The sequence below is a fragment of the Thermosulfuriphilus ammonigenes genome, assembly GCF_011207455.1.
Taxonomy (GTDB): Bacteria; Desulfobacterota; Thermodesulfobacteria; order Thermodesulfobacteriales; family ST65; genus Thermosulfuriphilus; species Thermosulfuriphilus ammonigenes.
On record NZ_CP048877.1, the window covers coordinates 426052 to 447058 of the forward strand.

17 protein-coding genes and 1 riboswitch are annotated in these 21007 nt (G+C 56.2%); of the genes, 6 read left to right on the top strand and 11 right to left on the bottom strand.

All coding sequences use genetic code 11. From position 1 onward, the window contains the following. Positions 1 to 28: 28 nt before the first annotated feature. Complete coding sequence (locus tag G4V39_RS02035; RefSeq protein WP_166031347.1) at positions 29 to 1729, top strand: AsmA family protein; 1701 nt, start codon at positions 29 to 31, stop codon at positions 1727 to 1729. Here the strand turns inward: G4V39_RS02035 and G4V39_RS02040 are convergent. From G4V39_RS02040 to G4V39_RS02090, 11 genes are all read right to left on the bottom strand, one after another. Further along, entirely contained in the window at positions 1726 to 4866 is a 3141-nt protein-coding gene (locus tag G4V39_RS02040) for an efflux RND transporter permease subunit (RefSeq protein ID WP_166031348.1), read from the bottom strand. The two genes, G4V39_RS02035 and G4V39_RS02040, sit on opposite strands and share 4 nt — an antisense overlap. After that, a complete protein-coding gene (locus G4V39_RS02045; RefSeq protein ID WP_166031349.1) occupies positions 4863 to 6014 on the bottom strand; it encodes an efflux RND transporter periplasmic adaptor subunit in 1152 nt (383 codons plus the stop codon). Before G4V39_RS02045 ends, G4V39_RS02040 begins: the two co-directional genes overlap by 4 nt. Before the next feature lie 4 nt (positions 6015 to 6018). Continuing rightward, positions 6019 to 7437, bottom strand: a complete 1419-nt coding sequence (locus G4V39_RS02050) for an efflux transporter outer membrane subunit (protein ID WP_166031350.1) — start codon at positions 7435 to 7437, stop codon at positions 6019 to 6021. Continuing rightward, positions 7434 to 8057: a CerR family C-terminal domain-containing protein gene (locus G4V39_RS11375; protein ID WP_166031351.1), complete on the bottom strand. Its 624-nt coding sequence runs from the start codon at positions 8055 to 8057 to the stop codon at positions 7434 to 7436. The genes G4V39_RS02050 and G4V39_RS11375 overlap by 4 nt, the downstream gene beginning before the upstream one ends. A 206-nt stretch (positions 8058 to 8263) precedes the next feature. Further along, a complete protein-coding gene (locus G4V39_RS02060; RefSeq protein ID WP_166031352.1) occupies positions 8264 to 8575 on the bottom strand; it encodes a hypothetical protein in 312 nt (103 codons plus the stop codon). A gap of 15 nt (positions 8576 to 8590) precedes the next feature. After that, a complete protein-coding gene (locus G4V39_RS02065; RefSeq protein ID WP_210412161.1) occupies positions 8591 to 8794 on the bottom strand; it encodes a rubredoxin in 204 nt (67 codons plus the stop codon). A gap of 222 nt (positions 8795 to 9016) precedes the next feature. Beyond that, on the bottom strand, positions 9017 to 10138 hold the full coding sequence (locus G4V39_RS02070) for a glycosyltransferase (protein WP_166031354.1): 1122 nt from the start codon (positions 10136 to 10138) through the stop codon (positions 9017 to 9019). Between the two features lie 2 nt (positions 10139 to 10140). Then, the gene (gene asnB, locus G4V39_RS02075; RefSeq protein ID WP_166031355.1) at positions 10141 to 11955 is read right to left on the bottom strand and encodes an asparagine synthase (glutamine-hydrolyzing); all 1815 of its coding nucleotides are present in this window, start codon (positions 11953 to 11955) and stop codon (positions 10141 to 10143) included. 60 nt (positions 11956 to 12015) lie between these two features. Further along, a complete protein-coding gene (locus tag G4V39_RS02080; protein WP_166031356.1) occupies positions 12016 to 12699 on the bottom strand; it encodes a 2-phosphosulfolactate phosphatase in 684 nt (227 codons plus the stop codon). A gap of 12 nt (positions 12700 to 12711) precedes the next feature. Beyond that, the gene (locus G4V39_RS02085; RefSeq protein WP_166031357.1) at positions 12712 to 14448 is read right to left on the bottom strand and encodes a B12-binding domain-containing radical SAM protein; all 1737 of its coding nucleotides are present in this window, start codon (positions 14446 to 14448) and stop codon (positions 12712 to 12714) included. 98 nt (positions 14449 to 14546) lie between these two features. Then, positions 14547 to 15962 (bottom strand): flagellar assembly protein A, encoded by a 1416-nt coding sequence (locus G4V39_RS02090; protein ID WP_166031358.1) that lies wholly within the window; start codon positions 15960 to 15962, stop codon positions 14547 to 14549. A gap of 389 nt (positions 15963 to 16351) precedes the next feature. Further along, a riboswitch (cobalamin riboswitch) is annotated at positions 16352 to 16550 on the top strand. A gap of 98 nt (positions 16551 to 16648) precedes the next feature. On the opposite strand from G4V39_RS02090, the gene G4V39_RS02095 reads away from it, so the two are divergent. Genes G4V39_RS02095 through G4V39_RS02115 form a run of 5 tightly spaced genes read left to right on the top strand, consistent with a single transcriptional unit; the run spans position 16649 to position 21003 of the window. After that, a complete protein-coding gene (locus tag G4V39_RS02095; protein WP_166031359.1) occupies positions 16649 to 17578 on the top strand; it encodes a sirohydrochlorin cobaltochelatase in 930 nt (309 codons plus the stop codon). Positions 17579 to 17586: 8 nt separating this feature from the next. Then, positions 17587 to 18297: a precorrin-2 C(20)-methyltransferase gene (cobI, locus tag G4V39_RS02100; protein ID WP_166031360.1), complete on the top strand. Its 711-nt coding sequence runs from the start codon at positions 17587 to 17589 to the stop codon at positions 18295 to 18297. Continuing rightward, positions 18294 to 19199, top strand: coding sequence for an ABC transporter substrate-binding protein (locus G4V39_RS02105; RefSeq protein WP_166031361.1), 906 nt, complete (start codon positions 18294 to 18296; stop codon positions 19197 to 19199). The genes cobI and G4V39_RS02105 overlap by 4 nt, the downstream gene beginning before the upstream one ends. Then, a complete protein-coding gene (locus G4V39_RS02110) occupies positions 19178 to 20245 on the top strand; it encodes a FecCD family ABC transporter permease (RefSeq protein ID WP_166031362.1) in 1068 nt (355 codons plus the stop codon). The genes G4V39_RS02105 and G4V39_RS02110 overlap by 22 nt, the downstream gene beginning before the upstream one ends. After that, a complete protein-coding gene (locus G4V39_RS02115; RefSeq protein WP_166031363.1) occupies positions 20245 to 21003 on the top strand; it encodes an ABC transporter ATP-binding protein in 759 nt (252 codons plus the stop codon). Before G4V39_RS02110 ends, G4V39_RS02115 begins: the two co-directional genes overlap by 1 nt. The last annotated feature ends 4 nt before the right edge of the window (positions 21004 to 21007 follow it).

Genomic DNA, 21007 nt, shown 5'->3' on the forward strand with positions numbered 1-21007 from the left:
CTTTCAGCCATAAGGAAGGAGAGGGACTATGAAGAAGATCGTCAAGATCGGAGCCGGGCTGTTGGTCCTGCTGGCCCTGATCTTTGTGGGGCTTTCGGTTTTTGTCCGCTTTTACCTTACCCCTGAGCGTCTTAAAGACTTGATCATCCCTCTGGCCGAAAAGGCCACCGGCCGCCAGATAGGCCTTGACGAGATCAAGGTAGGGCTATTTAGCGGCATCCAGATAAAGGGCTTTCGCCTCAAGGAGGCCGATGGCCAGAAGGATTTTGTCCGGATAAGGGAGTTTGTCCTCCGCTATCACCTCCTTCCCCTCCTCCAGAAAAAACTGGTTATTGGCGAGGTGCGTCTGGTTGAGCCCCAGGTGAGGCTTGTTCGGGATAAAAAGGGCCATTTTAATTTTGAAACCCTGGCCTTTCTCAAGGAGGCCCCCCAGGAAGGCAAAAAGGCGGAGAAGGCCAGAGAAAAAGCGGCCGGTCTTCCCCTGGCCCTGGTGGTTGACCGCATAAAGGTAGAGTCCGCCCAGGTCTTTTTGGTAGACCAGATGAATGAGCTGCCCACCGCCCGCGGCCAGGCCGATATCAACATAGCCCTTAGTCTTGGCCAGGATCCCTCCAGCATCAAATATGAGGGAGACTATTCCTTCCTCCTTAACTTACGCTACGGAGAGCTAACCCCCACAATAAAGGGGCAGGGGCAGTTTAATCAGCAGAGGCTTGACTATCAGGCCAAGGTCAACCTGGCCCAAGAGGAAGTAGACCTTAAGGGATGGGTCAAAGACTATCTTGCCCCCTCCCCTACTTTCCGCCTTGACTTAAGTAGCCAGACCCTCAATCTTGACCATCTTCTGGCGGCCGCGGCCCTGGTCCCCAAATCATCTCCGAAAGGGAAAAGGAGTGGCCCAGGGGCCGCCCCGGATAGGAAAGAAGCCTTTCCCGACATTCAGGCCTCCGGCCAGGTGGAAATAGCTCGTCTTCTTTACCAGAAGCTGGCCCTGGAAGATTTCAGGGCCAGCTGGCACCTCAAGGGGGGAGCCCTCAAGGTTCGGGATTTCTCGGCCAAGATGGCCCAGGGGCTTATTCAAGGAGGGATTCAGCTTGACCTAAATGACCCCCGGCTAGGCTATAAGGGAGAGATCGATGTCTCCGACCTTAAGCTGGGGGATTTTATCTCCCAGGCCCTGGCCATTCCCAGCCCTCCTATCACAGGGCTATTTCGCTCCCGTCTTGTCTTCTCTGGCCGAGGAACAGAATGGGCTTCCATCAAAAGAAGCCTTTCGGCCGACGGAGACTACGGCCTTCTCCACGGGGCCTTCAAAGAGAGCCTGGTCACCCTGGCCATCTCCCAGGCCCTGGGGCTTGAAGATCTGAGAACCCTTTCCTTTAGAGAAATAAAGGGAAATGTCAGAATCCGCCGGGGCCGGGTAGAGACCGAGGCCCTGCTTACCAGCGACTATCTTTCGCTAAAGGCCAAAGGATTTATCGGCCTTGACGGAAGCCTCGACCTGCCCCTTAAGATCAAACTCTTTGCCCCTCTGGCCGAGAAGTTCGCCCGCCGCCTCCCTGGGGGAAAATATCTCCTTAACGAAAGAGGAGAGGCCGAGCTTGATCTCTACCTCAAAGGTTCTCTGTCTGGCCCCAGGGTGTCTCTTAACACCAGGGCCATAGAGAAAAAACTAAAAAAGGAGCTTCCCCAGAGGCTCTTCCAGAAACTCGGGATTCCCTGGCGTTAGCCCTCGACCTTCGATCCCGGCCCGGGGGAAGGCCTCTTCCCCACAAGGTCGTTAAGGATCAGATAACAACAGGGAACCAGCACCAGGGTAATGGCCGTGGCCACCAGGACTCCAAAGCCCAGGCTGATGGCCATGGGGATCAAAACCCTGGCCTGGATGCTCTTTTCAAAGATCATGGGCATAAGGCCGGCAAAGGTGGTCAGAGTGGTGAGGACCACGGGGCGAAAGCGGTCCGAAGAGGCCTTGACCACTGCCGCAAGGGCCTCCTCTCCCTTTTGCCGATACCAGCGGATCCGGTCAAGGAGCACCAGGGCATCGTTAACCACCACTCCCGATAGCCCCACAATCCCAAACATGCTGAGAATAGAGAGGTTGTAGCCCATAATGATGTGCCCCAAAAAGGCCCCCACGATCCCAAAGGGAATGGCCACCATGATGATAAAGGGCTGTAGATAGGACTTAAGGGGCACTGCCAGAAGAACATAAATAAGAAGTAGGGCCAACAGGAGCCCCCTGATGACCTCCAGGGTTGACTCGGCCTCTTCTTTACCCTCCCCTTCGAGAGAATAAATCAACCCCGGATGTTCTCTCTTTAGGCGAGGAAGATAATCTTGCAGGAGGTGATCCCTCAGTTCTTTGGCGTTGGTCACCTTTTCGTCTATTTCGGCCTGAACGTAGATCACCCGCCGGCGGTCGAGCCGATCAAGCTGGACATAGCTCCGGCTGCGGTCTATCTCGGCCACCTCAGACAGGGGAATCTGGCGACCATCGGCCAGGATGAGGCGCATATTCTGAAGATAAAAGAGACTGCGGCGCTCATCTTCCGGATAGCGAACCAGGACCTGAACCTCATCCTCTCCTCGCTGGAATCTTATGGCCTCAACCCCGTAAAAGGCTCCTCTTACGGCCCGGGCCAGATCCAGAAGGGTGATCCCCAATTGTCTGGCCCCGGGTTTGAGACGGAAACGAAGCTCATCTTTACCGGGAACATAGCTGTCTTCCAGATCGTGAACCCCGGGAAAGGAGCGAAGATGGGCCTTTAACTCCTCCACGGTCTTGAGTAATTCGGCCTCCCGGCGGTGGGAAAGGGCCACCTCTACAGGCTTTCCCAGGCCAAAGAGCTGGCTCTGGAAGACGACGCTCTCGGCCCCCGGCACCGGGCCGGTCTCCTTACGCCAGAGACGGACAAGCTCCTGAGAGCTTATCCCCGGCCGATCCTGTCCGGGAACAAGCTCCAGGGTGATCTGGGCCAGATGGGATCCCTGTTGAAGAAGCCCGGCCTTATGACCGTGCCTTTGCTGATGAAATCCGGTGTAAAGGAGGCTGTAGCGAAGAAGGGAGCCTTTACCCGACCAGTGTTTCTCCTCTTCTAATCTTTTAACTGCCCGCCGGCCGGCGGCCTCTATCTGCCGGGCCACAGAAAGGGTCTCCTCAATGGGAGTGCCGGGAGGCATGGTCAGACGGCAGACCACATCGTCCCCCTCTACCCGGGGGAAAAAGGTGTATTTGATGCGCCCCCCGAAAAAGAGGGAAAGAACCACCAGAAGCACCAGAAGCCAGAAACTGAAGGTCACGTAGCGCCAGTTAAGAGTCCAGGTAAGTAGCCGGTGATAGGGACCACGGACAAAATTTCTCACCGGGGCGGCCAATGGCCCCGGACGATGGAGAAAAGAGGTTCCCCGTCTGGAAAGATGGGCCGGAAGCACCAAAAGGGCCTCCAGCAGAGAGCCAGCCAAGACGGCAATAACCACCAGGGGGATGACCCGAATGAACTTTCCCATCATGCCTGTCCCCAGAAGAAGGGGCAGAAAGGCCGCCATGGTGGTCAGGACAGAAAAGACCACCGGCACGAAAACCCTCATGGTGCCCTCTATGGCTGCCTCTTCCGGGGCAAGCCCCCGTTCCCGGTGGCGATGGATGCTTTCGCCAATCACGATGGCGTCATCAACCACAATTCCTAAAACGAGGATGAAGGCAAACAGGGAAATCATGTTGATGGTGACCCCCAGGTGGGGAAGGAGAAAGAGACCAAAGGAGAAAGAGATGGGGATCCCCAGCATGATCCAGAAGGAAAGACCGGGGCTGAGGAATAGCCCCAACATGAGAAGGACAAGGATCATCCCAAGGGAGAGGTTCTTAAGTAAAAGGTGGAGCCGGGCCTTGAGAATGCGCGACATATCCACCGCCACTTCGGCCACCAGACCTTCGGGCAACTCTCGGTTTATCTCTTCGAGATGGTCTCGAACGGCACCGGCAATCTTGATGGCGTTCTGGCTACCAATACGGAAGACCTGGATGATAACCGCCCGCTCTCCCTCAAAGAAGACCCAAAGATCAACCACATCCCTTAAGGAATCCTTGATCGTGGCCAGATCCCCTAGACGAACCTCTCTTCCTTCAGGGCCGACAAGGATGGGGAAGGTTCGGTAGTCCTCTCCCCGGTAGCGTTTCCCCTGGATACGCAGAAGGATCTCCCGAGAGGGGTCTTTTATCCGGCCGGCGGGAAGATCAAAGCTGGTCTCCCGAATAACCCGGGCCACCTCGTCCAAATTAAGCCCGTAGGCCCTGAGGGTCTCCTCCGGAATCTCCACGTGGATCTCTTCAGGCCGGGTGCCGAAGAGTTCCACCTCCGTGATCCCCGGCAGGGCCAAAAGCTCATCCTTGACCCGCTCTCCCCAGTACTTGAGGGTCTTCTCCGGGGCCTTACCGTAAAGGGCCAGGGTGATAACGGGATATCGTCTCAGCCGTTTTCTGACAATGGGCCGCTCGGCCTCCTCCGGGAGAGTGGTCAGGCTATCAACCTCCACCTTGACGTCATCGTAGAGTTTCCGGGCATCCCAGCCCCTTAAGACCTCTATGACTATCCGCCCCCGGCCCTCCTGGGCCACAGAACGAATGCGCTTGATCCCGGCCAGGCCAGCCACCCTCTCCTCAATAGGCTTAATGAGGGAGTCTTCCACCTCTGCCGGCGAGGCTCCCCGATACTCTAGGCTTATTTCTATCTCCTCCGGGCTCACGTCAGGGAAGGTCTCCACCACGATGGTCAAGGCGGTAAGGAGGCCAGATACAAAGATAAAGACCATCAAAAGATTGGCCGCCACGTGATTCTTGACAAACCAGGAAAATATTCCCCTCATGGCAGGACCTTTACCCTCATGGCCTCAGTAACCCCGGAGAGGGGGGATAGAACCACCAGGTCACCGGGGTTAAGACCGGAGACAATCACGGCCCTGTCGGGCTCCAGGCGGGCCACTTCCACCGGGCGGATGTGCAACCGGGAGGACTTATCAACCACGTAAACCTGCCAGAGACCCTTTTCGCTGTAATGAAGAGCCTTTCGAGGCAGGACAAAGGCCTTTTTGAGAAGATGCCCTTTGAGATGCACCTCAGCGAAGAGACCGGGCAGAAGAGGAGGACGTCGAGAAAAGGGGCTTTTTACCCGGACATATACCGTCAGAAGGCGCGTTTTTTCGTCTAACTGGGCGGCGGCTCGAACAACCCTCCCCGACCAGACAACCGGTACGCCGGCAGGGCGCACGACCACCCGGGCCTTGGCCCCCTGAGGACTGGTTATTCCCGGAACATCTATCCACCGGAGATCTTGGGCCGAAAGGGAGATGGCAACTTCTACCTCCCTGACCTCATAGACTCGAGCTAACTCCTGACCAGGAGCCACCTGCTGGCCAAGCTCAACTTTGGCCTCTATAACCCGGCCATCAAAGGGGGCTTTAATCTCCGTGCGGGCCAGATTCACCCTGGCCTGCATCACAGCGGCCTCGGCCGCCTTGACCTTGGCCCGGGCCGCGGCCAGCTGGGGCCTCTTGGCCACCAGATCAGGTACGGGGATATCTCCCCTTAACCGATGCCACTCCTCCCTGGCCGTCTGGGACTGGGCTTCAAGCTCGGCCAAAACCCGGCGAGCCTCAAGAAGCTCGGCCTCAGCCTGGGCCAGGGCTGTTTGGTAGTCTTGAGGGTCAAGTCGAAGGAGAACCTCTCCGGCCCGAAAGTGTCCCCCCGTTATCAGGGAGGGGGCCAGGTAGATTACCTGACCGGCCACCTGGGCCGAGAGGGTCCCGGAGCGTAGCGGAATCACCGTACCATAGGCCGAGATCTCCACCTGATGGGCCTGAGGGACAGCCTTGATAACCTTTACCGCCGGAACGTAAGGGGCCCGGGGCTTGCGTTTGAGCTCGGGCTTGCGAGAGATGATAAGGCCACTTAGCCCTACGGCCAACAGCAAGATGAGCAAGGCTAGGGCAAACTGGAGGAATCTTCTTCTGTCCATGGTTTCACCTGGTCTTTCTATCAAGGTTGGGCCAGGAACCTCCAAGGGCCCGATAAAGTGAGACCCGGTTAAGGAAAAGGGCCTGCCGGGCCTCATAGACCGCCCTTGTGGTCTCAAGATACCGACGGCGGGCCTCAAGGAGAGCGGTGGCCTCCAGGACGCCGGCCTGATAGCGTCGCCCCTTAAGCTCCCACTGGATCTTGAGGGCCTCTTGTTGCCGGAGGCGCTGGTCCAAGATCTGAGCCAGCTTCTCTTCGGCCAAAAGGGCCGATTCCACCTCGTAGAAGGCCTGAAGAACCGTCTTCATATAGGTGGCCTCGGCACTTTCAGCCCGGGCCCTGGCCGCCATCTCCTGGGCCTTAAGGGCCCCGGCATCAAAAAGGGGCTGGCTTAAAGAGACGGCCAGCTGCCACCATCTATTCTCCGGCCGAAGGAGATCTTTTAGGGCCGTAGAAATACGGCCCATATCGGCGGTGAGTTTTATACTCGGAAAGCGGGCGGCTCTGGCCGCGGCCGCTTGGGCCCGGGCCGCGGCCAGAGCCGCCCGGGCTGACCTTATGTCCGGACGTCGGAGAAGCAGCTCCGAGGGAAGACCGGCCGGGGGCGGGGAAAGGTTAAGTTCACACAGAGAAGAGGCCCGCCGGGGGCCTGAGCCCGGATAAACACCGGCAAGGAGATCCAGTTTCTGCCCCAAAGACTTAAGCTCCTTAAGCAGGACCAGACGGTCAGCCTTTTTTTGGGCCAGGAGGGACTCCTGAACCTTAACCGTGGCCAGATCCACCACCCCTTGTGAAAAACGCTCCTGTAAGATGGCCAGTAACCGGGACTCCAGGTCGATCTCTTCCTCAAGGACCGAAAGCTGGCACAGGGAAAAGGCCCGTTTCAAGTAGGTACTTACGGCCTCGGCCACCAGGATCTGAGCCAGGGCCTGACGATCCTCCTCGGCCTGGAGAAGCCTGAGATAGGCTGCCTGAGACTCTTTTGAGAGCCGACGCCAGAGGTCAACCTCATAGGAGGCCGCCAGAGAGGAGTTAAAACGACCAATAATATAACTGGGGCTGCGGGTAAAAAAGGGCCCAAAAATGACATTCCGCTCCCGTCTTCCCTGAAAGTTAAAGTCGAGCCGGGGGAAGCGGGCCGCCCGGGCCACACGACTCTGGGCCTTCATCTCGGCCACCCGGGCCACGGCCTGACGGAGGTCGTAGTTATGCTTGAGGACCCGAGCCACCAACTCATCTAGGGCCGGATCAGCGAAATCCTGCCACCAGTTGTCCGGGGGCGGCGTCAGACTAGAGGAGCGGGGAGCAGAAAGATAGTGCGGCGGAGGTTTAAGGGGAGAAAGGGGCTGGGTGACCGGCCTGCCGCAGGCGACAAGCCAAAGGGAGAGGGACAGGCAGATCCCCACCAGGCCTGATCTTATCATATTTCTTCCGCCTCCAGACCCAGACCCCTTAGGGAGAAGGTGACGATGTGCTCAATGATTCGGGCCTTAAGGGCGTCATCATAGGGCTGTTTCAAAAGGGCACTTACCTTAGGCCGGGCCACATTGAAGTGGATAATCTGGGCCATGATGCTCAAGACGGAGAGAAAAAGACGGTCTTGGGGATGGCTGGGAGGCAAAAAAGGACGAAGCAAAGAGACGACCTCCGAGAAAAAGGGCCTTAAGCCCTGGTCAATGATAATTGAAAGGGCCTCGGTTGGTTGGGTAAGTTCTCGAAACATAAGCCGCCGGTGCCGCAAACGTTCCTCCTCATCCAAAGGACCATCGATGATAGAAACCGTCAGGGCCCGGATAACCTCTGCGGCCGAGGCTGGACTGTCTCCTACCAGGGCCCGAAAATGTTCCCGAACTTTTTGAGTCCGCGGTAACCATCGAGAGCGAAAGACCTCAAGGTAGAGATCCCTCTTGCACCCGAAGTGGTAGTTGACCGCGGCCACATTACAGCCGGCCACCCGGGTTATCTCCCGTACGCTGACCTCTCGGTAACCACGCTCACCAAACAGCCGTTCGGCGGCCTCAAGAAGCCTTTCTCTGGTATTCATAAGGGTCTGCAAACAGGTGTTTTAAACGGATATATCAAGCAAATGTTTAAGGGACAAGGAAAAAACATCGACCAAAGAAAAGAATTCAAGGAAGATCTTTTAAATAAAAAACGGTGCATAAAACACAGAGGAAGGAATAGCCATAAGGCCCCCCTGCCCTTAGAACCGGGGGCAGGGGGCGAAACTGATGGCCTTAAAGGGGGGATCTAATCCATAGCCACCATGGGCTGGTTGCAGCAGACCGGAGGCTCAGAGCCCGCAGGGATCTCTTCGTAACGGTTACAAACCGGACAATAATAACGAACCGTCTCCTGGGATGGACTTTGGGTCATAACATAGCCCTCTACCTGAAACTGGGCCTCCGTACTTGTCCCGGGCATATAGATCCCCAGGGGAACCAGCTTTCGGCTTTCGCCCTCACACTCCACCAGATACTTCCAGAGACGGTCAAGGGCGGCCTCTTCCTCTTTGGTTTCGGGGATGAAACGAACAATCTGTTTATCAAACTCGAACTTCATCTTCCTCTCCTTTCTCTATTTCTCTTCCTCTAGCTCGGCCATGGGCCTGAAGGCCTTCTTTGAAGCCCCACAGACCGGACAGCGCCAGTCATCAGGTAGGTCTTCAAAGGCCGTGCCCTTGGGAATCTTACCCTTGCGATCCCCCTTGGCCGGATTGTAGATGTAGCCACAGTTGGTGGTTGAACAAATATAAGCTCCCTCAAAGATATTCTCTGACATAATCATTCCTCCTTTTTTAGGACAAGACTAAATATAGATTGTTTCTATCTTAGAAGATTTTTTAAGTCAAGAAAAAAGCATTAAAGTTCTAAAATTCTTTATATTCTCCGGGGCTTCTTTCCCTTCCGGAAACAGGAAAAGACGGAAAAAGATTTAAAGCCCTGCTGTTTTTAGCTGTCAAGATCAGGGGTTATAGACAAATGATTGCAAGGTTTGGAGGGGTCAGGTGGCATCCGGCCAGGGGGGAAGACCCATGGTCTCCAGATAAGCGGTGGCACTAACCTCCACCTCATAAGGACGGACCGCCTCCCTCAGGTGTTCTTTCTGGGGGGGAGAGTCCAAAATCCTCTCCAGGGCCTGGGCTAAGGCCCCAGCGTCCCCAACCGGCACCAGGGGGCCATAGCGACCATTGGCCAGTATCTCCCGGGGCCCATGGGGGCAGTCGGTAGAGACCACCGGGGTCCCCAGGGCCAGGGCCTCAATAAGGGCAAAGCCCAGGCCTTCCCAGCGAGAGCTAAAGGCAAAGACCCGGGCGTGCGCCATATAGGGATAGGGATTTTTGACAAACCCTGGCAGGGAGACATCCCCTGAGACCCCAAGCCTTTGACAGAGATCAAGGAGCCTTTCTCTCTGACGCCCCCGACCTAAAATAATAAGGCGCAGGGGCCTTTTTTGCCTTACCCGGGCAAAGGCCTTTATCAGGGTAGCAAAATCCTTGCGGGCACAGAGTTCGCCCACGCCGATAACAATAGGCACCGGATCCCGGTACCAGGGGTGATCCGGAAGAGGCTGTTCGCCCTCAAGGAGTTCTCGAGTCACCACCGGGCTGGGCACCACCCGGATTTGTTCGAGCCCAAGACGGGCATAGCTGGCCAAATCCAGGGCCGCCCCCTCTGAAGGAACGATCACCTTTTCGGCAAAGCGATAAAGATAGCGCAGGGAGACCGTCTGAAGCAGACGGTCCACAGGCCCCCGACTGGCCAGATCCATGGAGATAGTTGTTCCCTGCCGAAAGAAGAGCCTGGTTTTGACCCGGGCTATCGTCCGGGCCAGAAGGGCCGTACGGCATACCCGATCCTTATCGGAAAGAAGGACAAGGGGCTGGCAGTCTTTAAGGTATCTGACCAGATGAAAAAGGGCGTTATAGACATGATTCGTAGAAAAACGAATAACCCGGAGGTTAGAATGGACGGGCTCAAGATAGGGGCCATGTCTCCTGACCGTCAGAAGATCCACCTGATAGCCTCGCCGGGCCAAGGCTGGAAGAAGATGGGCGGCGATGCGATCCACCCCACTGTGTCCAGAGGTGGCCAGAAAAAAGGCAATCCGCGCTGACCGGGACATGGCTAGATCCAGTCCAGAGGATCCTCGGCCATGGAGGGCCTGGATCCCCTCCTCTCCACAAAAAGATTGTACCAGATGGCCAGCTGCATAAGAGACCAGATCTCCCTTGAGGCTGAGGCCCGATGCTGCTGGGCCTCAATGAGCTCTTTAATTCCCTGGGGCCGGAACCAGTCTCTTATGGCCCGATTGGCCAAAAGCCTTTCCTTTAGGACCCCAAGAAACTCTCCCTTTAGCCACTCCCCGATGGGGACATGGAACCCCTTCTTTTTCAGCCAGAGATGCTCCTTGGGAAGATAGGCCTCGGCCCAGCGCCGAAGGAACACCTTGCCAAAGCCAGCCTTGACCTTAAGCTCCTCCGGCAAAGAGAGACCGAACTCCACCACCCGGTGGTCCAAAAAGGGCACCCGGCCCTCAAGACCGTGGCCCATAAGGAGGCGATCCACCTTGACCAGAAGATCGTCCGGAAGAACCGTTACCAGCTCGGTGTACTGGGCCCGTCGTACATAACCCCAGGAGGTCGGGGTCTTTTGCCAGGCGGCCACAATTGGCTCACGCCAGGCCTTTGAGTATCTCTTCAGCTCCTCACCGAAGACCTTTTTCGGCCAAGGACGGCGCCACTGGCCCCTGGTTCGGAGGCCACCGGAACCAGATGAACGCAAGCCCTTTAAGAAGCGCTCCAGAACCCCGGCCCGATAGCGCCCGTAGCCGGCAAAGACCTCATCTCCCCCTTCTCCGGTAAAGACCACCTTCAGCTCTCTGGCGGCCGCCTGGGCCAGATGGGCGGTAGGCAGGCAGGCATAGTCCCGAAGGAGATCGTCGGCCGCCCAGACAGAAAAGGGAAGGGCCTCAAAGATCTGCCTTCGGTCCAGGATAATCTCCTGATGCCGGGCCCCAAAGAGAGAGGCCATCCTGGCCGCCTCTGAAAGCTCGCTTTCAAGGGTTGCCCCCCGATAGCCTACGGAAAAGCTGCGCACCGGCTCCTGGCGAAAGCGGCTAAGAAGGGCCAGGACCACCGAGGAATCCACCCCTCCGGAGAGAAAGAGGCCAAAGGGGACATCGGATCGCATATGTTCCCGAAAGACTATCTCTATAAGATGATCAAACTCCTCCGCGGCCTGAGAAAAACTCAGCCTCCGGGGAGCAACCTCAAGGGCCGACCAGTAGGGATGCTCCTTTAGAGAAAAATCCTCAAGGGATAAGACCAAGACCCGGGCCGGGGGTAATCGATAAACCCCCCGAACAATGGTCTCCCGTCCCGAGGAAAATTGTCCCTGAAGGTACTGGATAAGGGCCCGGGGGTTTATTTCTATCCGGGGGAGCAAGGGAAGTAGGGCCTTGATCTCTGAGGCGAAGGCAAATCCCCAGGGGAGGGAGGCATAAAAGAGGGGCTTTATCCCCAGACGATCCCGCACCAGGAACAGGCGGCCCTTTTTTTGATCGTAGAGGGCAAAGGCAAACATGCCGTTTAAACGGGTTACGAAGCCCTCTCCCCAGAGGGCATAGGCGTGAAGAATGGTCTCGCAGTCGGAGTTGGTCAGGAAGGTTCGCCCACAGGCCTCAAGCTCCTGCCTGAGCTCGACAAAATTGTATATCTCTCCATTGGCTACGGTAACCAGATCTCCTTCCGGGCTAAAAAGCGGCTGACGGCCACCTTCAAGATCAATAATAGACAGCCGGGTGTGGACGAGGCCGAGGTTTTCCTCAACGAAGAAACCGACATCGTCCGGACCCCGATGACGAAGGAGTTCGGCCAGGGGCCTGAGTTCATCCTGTTCCACCCGGGCTGACCGCTTAACAATGCCGGCGATTCCACACATTCTGAGTCTCCCTCACGGTGAGGAGATAAGGCTTGATCTTGAGGCCTTTTGGATCTTTTTTCAAGGCAGGATCTTAAAGCCCTCCCCGGTAAGCACGGGGACCACCGAGAAGAGATCTCGCCGGGCGCAGAAGACCACATCGGCCTCCAGCCCCAGCTTGACGAGCCTCCGGGCGTGGTGGGATCGACGGAGGGCCTCCTCAAGGTGGCTAATTCCGGCGGCCCATTCCCTGGCCACCAGGGTGGCGTCATCTCCCGCTTGATAGTCGGAAAGTTCCTGAACCAGCAGGCTGGCGAAGAGAAAATCCTCCCGGGAAAAGCGGCCCTCAGTCCCGGCACAGAGGACCACCACCTCGTTAAAACCCCTGGCCATCTGGACCACGGCCGAAAGATTGAGAAAGGCCCCAGCCACCACCTTAGAGGCCGAACGGATCTTTCCCACGGCCTGGGTGCCGTTGGTGGTGGTAAGAACCAGAGCCCTTCCCTTAGCCAAGCGCTGGGCCTCAAGGGGAGAGTTGCCCAGATCAAAGCCCTCTGGGGGAAGACCGCCCCGCTCACCGGCCACAAGATAGCCCCTTTGTCGCCAGGAAAGGGCCTCTTCCACCGTGGCCACCGTTTTAACCACCTCAGCCCCGCTGGCCAGGGCGGCAACGATGGTCGAGGTGGCCCGTAAAATATCCACCAAGACCACCAGACCGCTGGTGTCTATCTCCCGGGGCAAAACTTCGACAAAGACCCTTTTCATGGAGTTCCAGACCTAGGCCGAGACGCCTTTTAGAGCCTTTAGGCGGGCCAGGCAGGCCTTCATCCGGGCTTCATCACCCAGAGCCTGAAAACAGACAGCGGCCCGGGAGAGGGCCTCTGGAGAGCTCTCAAAGGGCAGGAAACACTCCAGAGCCCGCCGATAATCACCGAGATTCATATAGCTTATCCCCAGACAGATGTTAAGGGGCTCACTAGAGGGAAAGTACCCCCTGCCCTCCTCCAGGATCTTTACCGACTCCTTAAAGCGTCTCTTCTGCTGATAGATGATCCCCAACCCCAGGTAGGCGTGATGGTCAGGGTGATATTTCAGCGCCCGGGCAAAGAGGTGCTCGGCCAGAGAATCCTTGCCCCTTATCTGGGGGTTGCGGGCATAGTCACCATAGCGAAGCGTCATAGCTAAACGGGTAAGAAAATCAGCATGATGGGGATAAAGATCCCTCTTTTCTACCAGGTCGATTTCTCTTAAGAAACGGGGCAGGTGGCGATAATATTCCTTCTTCAGTCGCCGTCCGAAGGCCAGAACCTTCTCTGCCGGCAGGTCGGGGTCGGTCTCGTGGTACATGATATCTTCTATGCGTTTTAACCAGATGTCATCGGTGGCTCCGGTGCGCCTCTTAAACTCCTCATAGAGGGCCGTCCCCGGATAGATATCCAGTATGTAAAAGACCACACTAAGGGGTTTTATCTCCAACATGAGGTCTATGCTCTCCTGAATGGTCTTCTGGCTCTCTCCTGGAGAGCCATAGATGAAATAGGCCCGCGGCAGGATGCCGTATCTGCGGGTAAGCTCAAAGGCCCTCTTTATGGCCTCAGCAGAGATTTTTTTGTTGAAAAAACGCCTGATCTTCTCAGAACCACTCTCCACTCCATAGCTTATCTGGACACAGCCAGCCCGCCGCATCCAGTAGAGAATCTCTTCATCTATGCAGTCCACCCGCGAGATAGCCTGCCAGGTGATGGAGAGCCCCCGACGAATGATCTCCTGGCAGATCTCGATGACCCTTTTCTTCTGGAAGGTAAAGGTGTCGTCGGAGACATAAAAGAAGTTTACCCCCTTCTGATAAAGGAGCTCCAGCTGATCAACAAAGTAACCGGGAGAATGGAAGCGGACCCGCCGACCCCAGAAACGGGGTGAACCACAGAAGGTGCAGTTAAAGGGGCACCCCCTGGCTGAAACCACGTGCTGGAAGGTAAAATAACGGGCCGGATTGGGTAGAGAATCTATATTTTCTATGGGGTCAGGCCAGCCGGTAAAGATCGGCCCCTCGTCCCCCCGAAAGGCCAGCCCCTTTATCTCCTCAAGCCCCCGTCCGTTTTTCTCCAGGGCCCTTACCAGATTCAAAAAGGTGTACTCCCCCTCGCCAATAACCACATAATCCACCTCGGGAAAGTGTTTTAGAAAGTGTTCCCAGAGGAAGCTGGCCCCCACCCCTCCAAAGACAACCTTAACCTCCGGGTCTATCTCCTTGGCTACCCGGGCAATGTCTATGGCCCCCCAGCGGTTGGCATTAAAGATAGAAAAGCCTATTATCGCCGGCCTTTTGACCTTTAAGGTCTCGGCAATCTTTGTGGGGGTCTTGTTTATGTTGTACCAGTTGAGGACCTCAACGTCGTAGCCGGCCTCCTTAAGAAGGGCGGCAATATAATAGACGCCAATGGGTACCGGGCGGACATCGTAATCGCGGGGGCGTTCGTCAATACAGTAAGGATAAATAAGAAGAATTTTCACCAGAATCTACAAAGGTGGTAATTTTTCTAGAAGTAAAAATTGGGTAAGGAAGATATTCAAGCCCCAGGTATCTGTCAAGACGGAAGGGGGAAAACAAGTTATTCCCCTTTGGTTGCCCGAAACTCCAGACCCTTTTCGCTGAGAAAAAAGGTCCCCCCGGCCAATCGGGTCACGATAGAAAAATCGGCATCGGCTATCCCAATATGAACCCCGGGGAAGATACGTTTTTCGATCCGTAAGGTGTTTTTTCTCAATCGTTTAAGCTCTTCGCGGGCCAGTTTTTCTTCGAGGATGAGTTGCCTAAGATCGTCCCTGAGGTTTTCCAGGAGGTGACGAATCTTCTTAAGAATACCTTTCTGGGCCGGGGACAGGCCCCCCTTCTTCAAAAGCCTAAGGCCCTTTTCCAGGCCTCCACGGAGATCCCGCTCTTGTCTTTCCATGGTCTTTTGACGTTCCTTAAGCTCAGCCAGACGGCCAAGGATCAAGGGATCATAGCCGACTCGAAAGTCGGCCCGGACATGGGCCTCGTTCCCTAGGATATAGACCTCCGCCGACCCCCCTACAAGGCATTTGCCTCCCAAGACAACACCAAGGCCATCAAGAAGACGGAAGTTTTTCCCCACCAGGCAGTAAGGCTGGAGCAGATAGTCAAGAACGGTCAGGTTACCGGAGACCTCAATCTGGGCATACTCCAGGGCCCCAATGGTTGCGTCTCCCTCGCACCTGATGAGCACCGATTCTCCCTGGATCAAGCCCCGGATAAAAAGATCCCCCGAGACTTCTATCTGGACATTGTCCTCCACCGAACCATTTATCTCCAGATCTCCCTTCACCTTAAGAGAGAAACCGCGTTTTATGTCTCCGTTGATGACCAGCCGCTCACCACAAAAGTGAATATTGCCCACCGACCAGTCCACATCCGAATCAAGCACATAAACAGGAGAGACTGACAGGCTTTCGTTCTCGAAGATGAGGACGCCGGCCGTCTTGGCCCTAAGGAGAAGTTCATCGGCCTCAAGGCCGGAGCCGTAGTTAAAGGAGATATCTCTACCGGGCAGAGGGGGCACCGGCGTACCAAAGACGTCCATCCCCGGCTCACCAAGCCCTGGAGGAAGCCTCCGGGCTACCGGTTGGCCAAGCTCCACACAGACCAGGGTGTTTAGTTCTCGGTAAACCACCCTATCGGGTTTTTCTTCTTTAAGGGGACCTCGGGAGAGATCAACCAGAAGTTCTATCCGAGCATCTTTGCCGGGGAGGGGCGGCTTTCCTCGGGCCACAACCAGGCGCCCGCCGCGACCTTCCTCCGGCTCATCAAGAAGGCCGTAGACCACCCCTCTGGCCTTAAGTTCTAAAAAAAGTTGGGGAATATCCTCGGGGACAAGGGCTGGCCCGGAACCGCTCTTTACAAGATAGGCCTCCATACTGTCTGGAGAGACAAAGAGACGATAGCGCTCCTCAAGAATAGGAACCCCCTCTTTGAAGAGAGAACTCTCTAAAGTAGAAGACCGACTCATATCTTTAGTCATACTCAATCCTAAAGAAGGAGAACTTTTAAAAGCGGGTTCTCATTTTAAAAGAGTCAAAGAATAAAAGATCTTAAATATATTATCGAGATTAAAGGAAAACGAATTAAAGATCAAATAGATCAAATAAGAAAAGTATAATTAAAAAACAGATAAACGATTGATCAAAACCATAAGAAAAACTACCTATAAAGGGCAAAAAGACAACAAAATTGACACTTTTATAAATCAAGTTTGAGGGTATTTTGCTAGAAATACAAAAGCAAAACAAGAGAGAATAAACCAGGGAAATAAACAACTTGACAGACTGTCTTTGAGTTACCCGGAAACTTAAGAACAAAAAGGTTCTGGACTAAAGAAGGGCGGCGTGCTAATTATCCCCAAACTTAAATGGGTCTGGTTAAGGGAAGTCCGGTGCAAGTCCGGCGCTGGCCCGCAACCGTGACCGGGGACGAACGCCGCTTAGCCTGGAGGGGCAAGCCTCCGGGTGACAGGCCACTGGGGCCGGGAGGCCCCGGGAAGGCGCGGCAAGTAGGTTGATCCGGAAGCCGGGAGACCGGCCAGGCCCCTTTAGGGAACGGGGCTTCGAGGCTTCCTGCCCTGTCCCAGGAGAAGGCCAATGGCCCTTCTGGCCCGCCTCGAAGCTTCTCCCCCAAATTTCTTTAAGGGAGGAGCCTATGCGTCTGATTATCTTCTTGGCCCTTTTGTTGATCTGTGGTCTTACCGCCAGTCAGGTAAGTGGGTATCAACTCAAGACCCAGCACCTTAAAAGGAAACCAGCCATAGTCATTGCCGCCTTTGGCACCTCCACCAGGGCCCAGGTAACCTTTGACCACTTTAATGAACAATTAAAGAAGGCCCTACCTGGCTATGAGATTCGCTGGGCCTTTACCTCAGAGATCATCCGGGAGAAGATGAACCAGATCTATGCCCGCAAGGGGATAAGTCGCTACTTAATGAGCCTCCAGGAGGCCCTGGCCCGGCTTGAGGCCGAAGGCTATAGGCGGGTGGTAGTCCAGCCCTTGCACATCTTCCCCGGATATGAGTATCGTGATGTCCTTGAGATATGTGAGCGTTTTCCCGGTCTGAGGATCGTGGTTGGCGAACCCCTTCTCTATCGCTGGGAGTATCTCCATGAGGTCCTTGAGGCCATAGAGAAGGAGTTTCTTCCCCCGGAGGAGGGCTTTAATGTCTTGGTGGCCCATGGTACCCCTACAGCCGGTGATCCGGCCAACGTTGTCTATATGGGGCTTCAGTGGATTCTGGAAGAGAGATATTCCAATGTGGCTCTGGGCACCGTAGAAGGGATTCCCGATGCCGAAAGCGTCCTGGCCCGGGCCAAGAAGTATCCCGCCTCCAGGGTGCGGTTCATCCCCTTTATGTATGTGGCCGGTGATCATATCATGAACGATATCATGGGGGAGGACCTTGAAGACGGCGAACTCTCCTGGCGCCAAATAATAGAGACGGCGGGCAAAAAGGCCGACTGTGTGCGCATAAACTATCAGGGAAAGAGTTATTACCGGGGGCTCGGCTTCTATGATGAAGTCAATCAGGTCCTTATTAAGAATCTCAAACGAGCCCTAAAGATTATCGAGGTCTATTAGGAGCCAGAGTGAAGCCAGGCAAGCTCTATGGCGTGGGGGTTGGCCCCGGAGACCCCAAACTCATAACCTTAAGGGCCGCCGAGGTCTTAAGGCAGGTCCACCATCTTTTTGTGGCCGCCTCCACCCGCAACTCTTATTCGGCCGCCCTTTCGGTGGTCAGACCTCACGTACCCGAAAAAGCCACGGTAGAAAGACTCGACTTTCCCATGACCAAAGACAGGGATCTCCTTAAAAGGGCCTGGGAGGAAAACGCCCGGAGGGTGGCCGAGATCCTGAAGCAGGGCAAGGATGTCGCCTTCCTCACCCTGGGGGATCCGAGCCTCTACTCCACCTTTGGTTACCTTTACCGTCATATTAAGAAACATCTACCGGGGCTTGAGTGTGAGTTTATCCCTGGTATCTCCGCCTTCCAGGCTGCCGCCGCCAGACTCAAGCTCACCCTGGTTGAGGGCGAGGAGTCCCTTATTTTGGCCTCCGGAGCCGAAGGGGGAAGGGCCGTTCGGGAGCTGGGTCAAAGGGCCGACACCCTGGTCCTTTACAAGGTCTACAGGAGAGTGGAAGACATCCTTGAGGCCCTTGAAGAGATAGGACGAACCAAAGAGGCTATCGCCATTACGGCCTGCGGCTTCCCGGAGGAGAGAATCTACGAGCACATAGAAGATCTGCGCCGGCAGCGGCCTCCCTACTTCACCCTAATTTTAGTAGGAGGCCGAAGATGATCGCCTCAATGAGGTATCTGCTCCCCGCCTTGCTGGTTCTCCTTCTTACGGCCGGAAGCATCCAGGCCCAGGGAAGTGAGATTACCGACGACCGGGGGAAGATCATCCGCCTTATGGCCCCCCCTCAGAGGATAATCTCTCTCTACGGGGCCATGACCGAAATCGTCTTTGCCCTGGGAGCCGGAGACAGAGTGGTTGGAGTCACCGCCCACGAGAGCTGGCCACCCGAAGTCCGAACCCTTCCCCGGGTGGGCACCCACCTTAATCCCAACTTAGAGATTATCCTTTCTCTGCGGCCGGATCTTGTCCTCCAGGGTTCGGTAGCCCGGGGAGGCCAGCGGGCCGTTGCCGAGCTTGAGGCCCGTGGCATCCCCGTAGCCGTCTTCAACCCCCAAAGCGTCCCCCAGGTCTTGGAGACCATCGTCAGGGTGGGCATTCTTGTGGGGAAGGAAGATGTGGCTCGCAGGCTCACCACCCAGATGAACCAGCGTCTCCAGAGGCTGGAGGCCACCTTGAGGGGGATAAGATCTCGCCCTCGGGTCTTTTTTGAGGTCTCCTACCCAACCCTCCTGGCCGCCGGCAAAAGGCACCTGGTGGATGACCTTATCACCCGGGCTGGAGGGGAAAATGTCATCAAGGCCCCCCGGAAGTTTCTACGGGTGGACATAGAACTTCTTCTGGCCCTTGATCCCGATGTCTATATCGTCCAGAGGGGGCCCATGAATCGCCGCCCCGGTCAGATAAGCCAACGGCCCTACTTCTCTCGGCTTCGGGCGATAAGAGATGGCCGGGTGTATATTGTAGATGAATTCCTCTTCTCCCGGCCCGGCCCCCGGGTCATAGAGGCCCTTGAGGAGCTGGCCCGGATTCTCCACCCGGAATGCTTCACCGAGAACCCATAAAGTCTCAAAGGCCTGGGAATCCCCCTGGCAAGAGTCGGCTGGTCTCCCTGATTACGGGCTCCCTGATTCTTCTTCTGGCGGCTGCCTGGATATCTCTTCTTTTAGGACGGTACCCGGCCTCGGCCAGGGACATCCTGGCTGTTCTGGCTGGAGGACAGGTGACCGATCCCCTCCTTTCGGACATCGTCAAGATCAGATTGACCAGAATGGCTCTGGCCGGAATGGTGGGGGCTACCCTGGCCCTCACCGGAGCCGTCTTCCAGGCCCTGCTGCGCAACCCCCTGGCCGAACCCTTTACCCTGGGGGTCTCCACCGGGGCTGCCTTTGGGGCCACCGTATCTCTCTATCTGGGGCTCTCGGCCACCACCATCTATGGCCTTACCCTGGTTCCCCTCTCGGCCATGGCCGGTGCCGGGCTCTCTCTGGCCCTGGTTTTGGCCCTGTCCCGGGGAGAGAGCGGGTTTCTCAGGCCGGCTACCCTCATCCTGGCCGGAATGGTTGTCTCTTCTTTTCTCTCGGCCCTCATCAGCCTTATAAAGAGCCTGGCGGATGAAACCCTTTCGTCTATTGTCTTCTGGCTCCTGGGAAGCTTCTCCAACCGGGGGGAGGGGCATCTTATCTTTTTACTCCCCTACCTCTTGCCGGCCCTGGCCCTGGCCCTTTTTTGGTACCGGGAGCTGGATATTTTGGCCCTGGGCGACCTTGAGGCCCAGCATCTTGGAGTCCACGTGGCCAGAGTGCGTTTTTGGCTGCTAATCAGCTCCTGTCTGGCGGCAGCGGCCACGGTGGCCATCTCCGGAGTCATCGGTTTTGTGGGCCTGGTTATCCCCCATCTCATCCGTCTGATTTCCGGCCCCGGCCATCGCTCCCTCCTCCCCCTCTCCCTTCTCCTGGGAGCGGGGCTGATGATCCTGGCCGATGTGTTGGCCAGAATTATTTTACCCACCGGAGAGGAGCTCCCCGTAGGGGTGATTACCTCCCTTCTGGGAGGGCCATTTTTTGCCTGGCTCCTTTACCGCCGTCGCCGGGAGATCGAGGGCTGGTGATGAAGGCAAGGCTGGAGTTTGAAGATGTCAACCTGGGTTACAGAAAAAAGTGCATTCTTCGGGGGATCTCCTTTTCTATTTACCCCGGGCAATGGGTTAGCCTGGTAGGGGCCAACGGGGCGGGAAAGACCACTTTACTCATGGCCGCTGCCGGCCTTCTTGAGCCCCAAAGTGGCCGGATCCGGCTCAAGGGGACAGATATCAAGAACTACTCTCCCCGCCAGAGGGCCAGACACCTGGCCCTTGTCAGACAGGCCCTTGAGGCCCTGTATCCCTTCTCCTGTCAAGAAATAGTCCTCTTTGGCCGCTACCCTCACGGAAGATCAGAAAGAGATGGGGACATAGTCCGGAAGGCCATGGCCACCACCGATGTCCTTCACCTGGCCTCCCAGCCGATAACTGCCGTCTCCGGGGGGGAGAGACAGCGGGTCTTTTTGGCCCGGGCCCTGGCCCAGGAGGCAGAAATCATCCTCCTTGATGAGCCGGCAGCCCACCTAGACCCGGCCCAGGCCCAGGGACTATTTCGGCATTTAAAAAGACTTACCGAAGAGGGGCGCAGTGTCCTCTGTGCCCTTCATGATCTTAACGCCGTGGCCACCTTTAGTAGCCGGGTGATCCTGCTTGGTGAAGGAAGGATCATCGCCCAGGGGCCGCCCCTTAAGACCCTTACCCCCGAGAACCTGCGTCGGGTCTTTGGGGTTGAATTCACCCTTTATCCTTTGCCCGATGAGGGGCGCGCTTTGATTGTTCCCCGCTAAAATT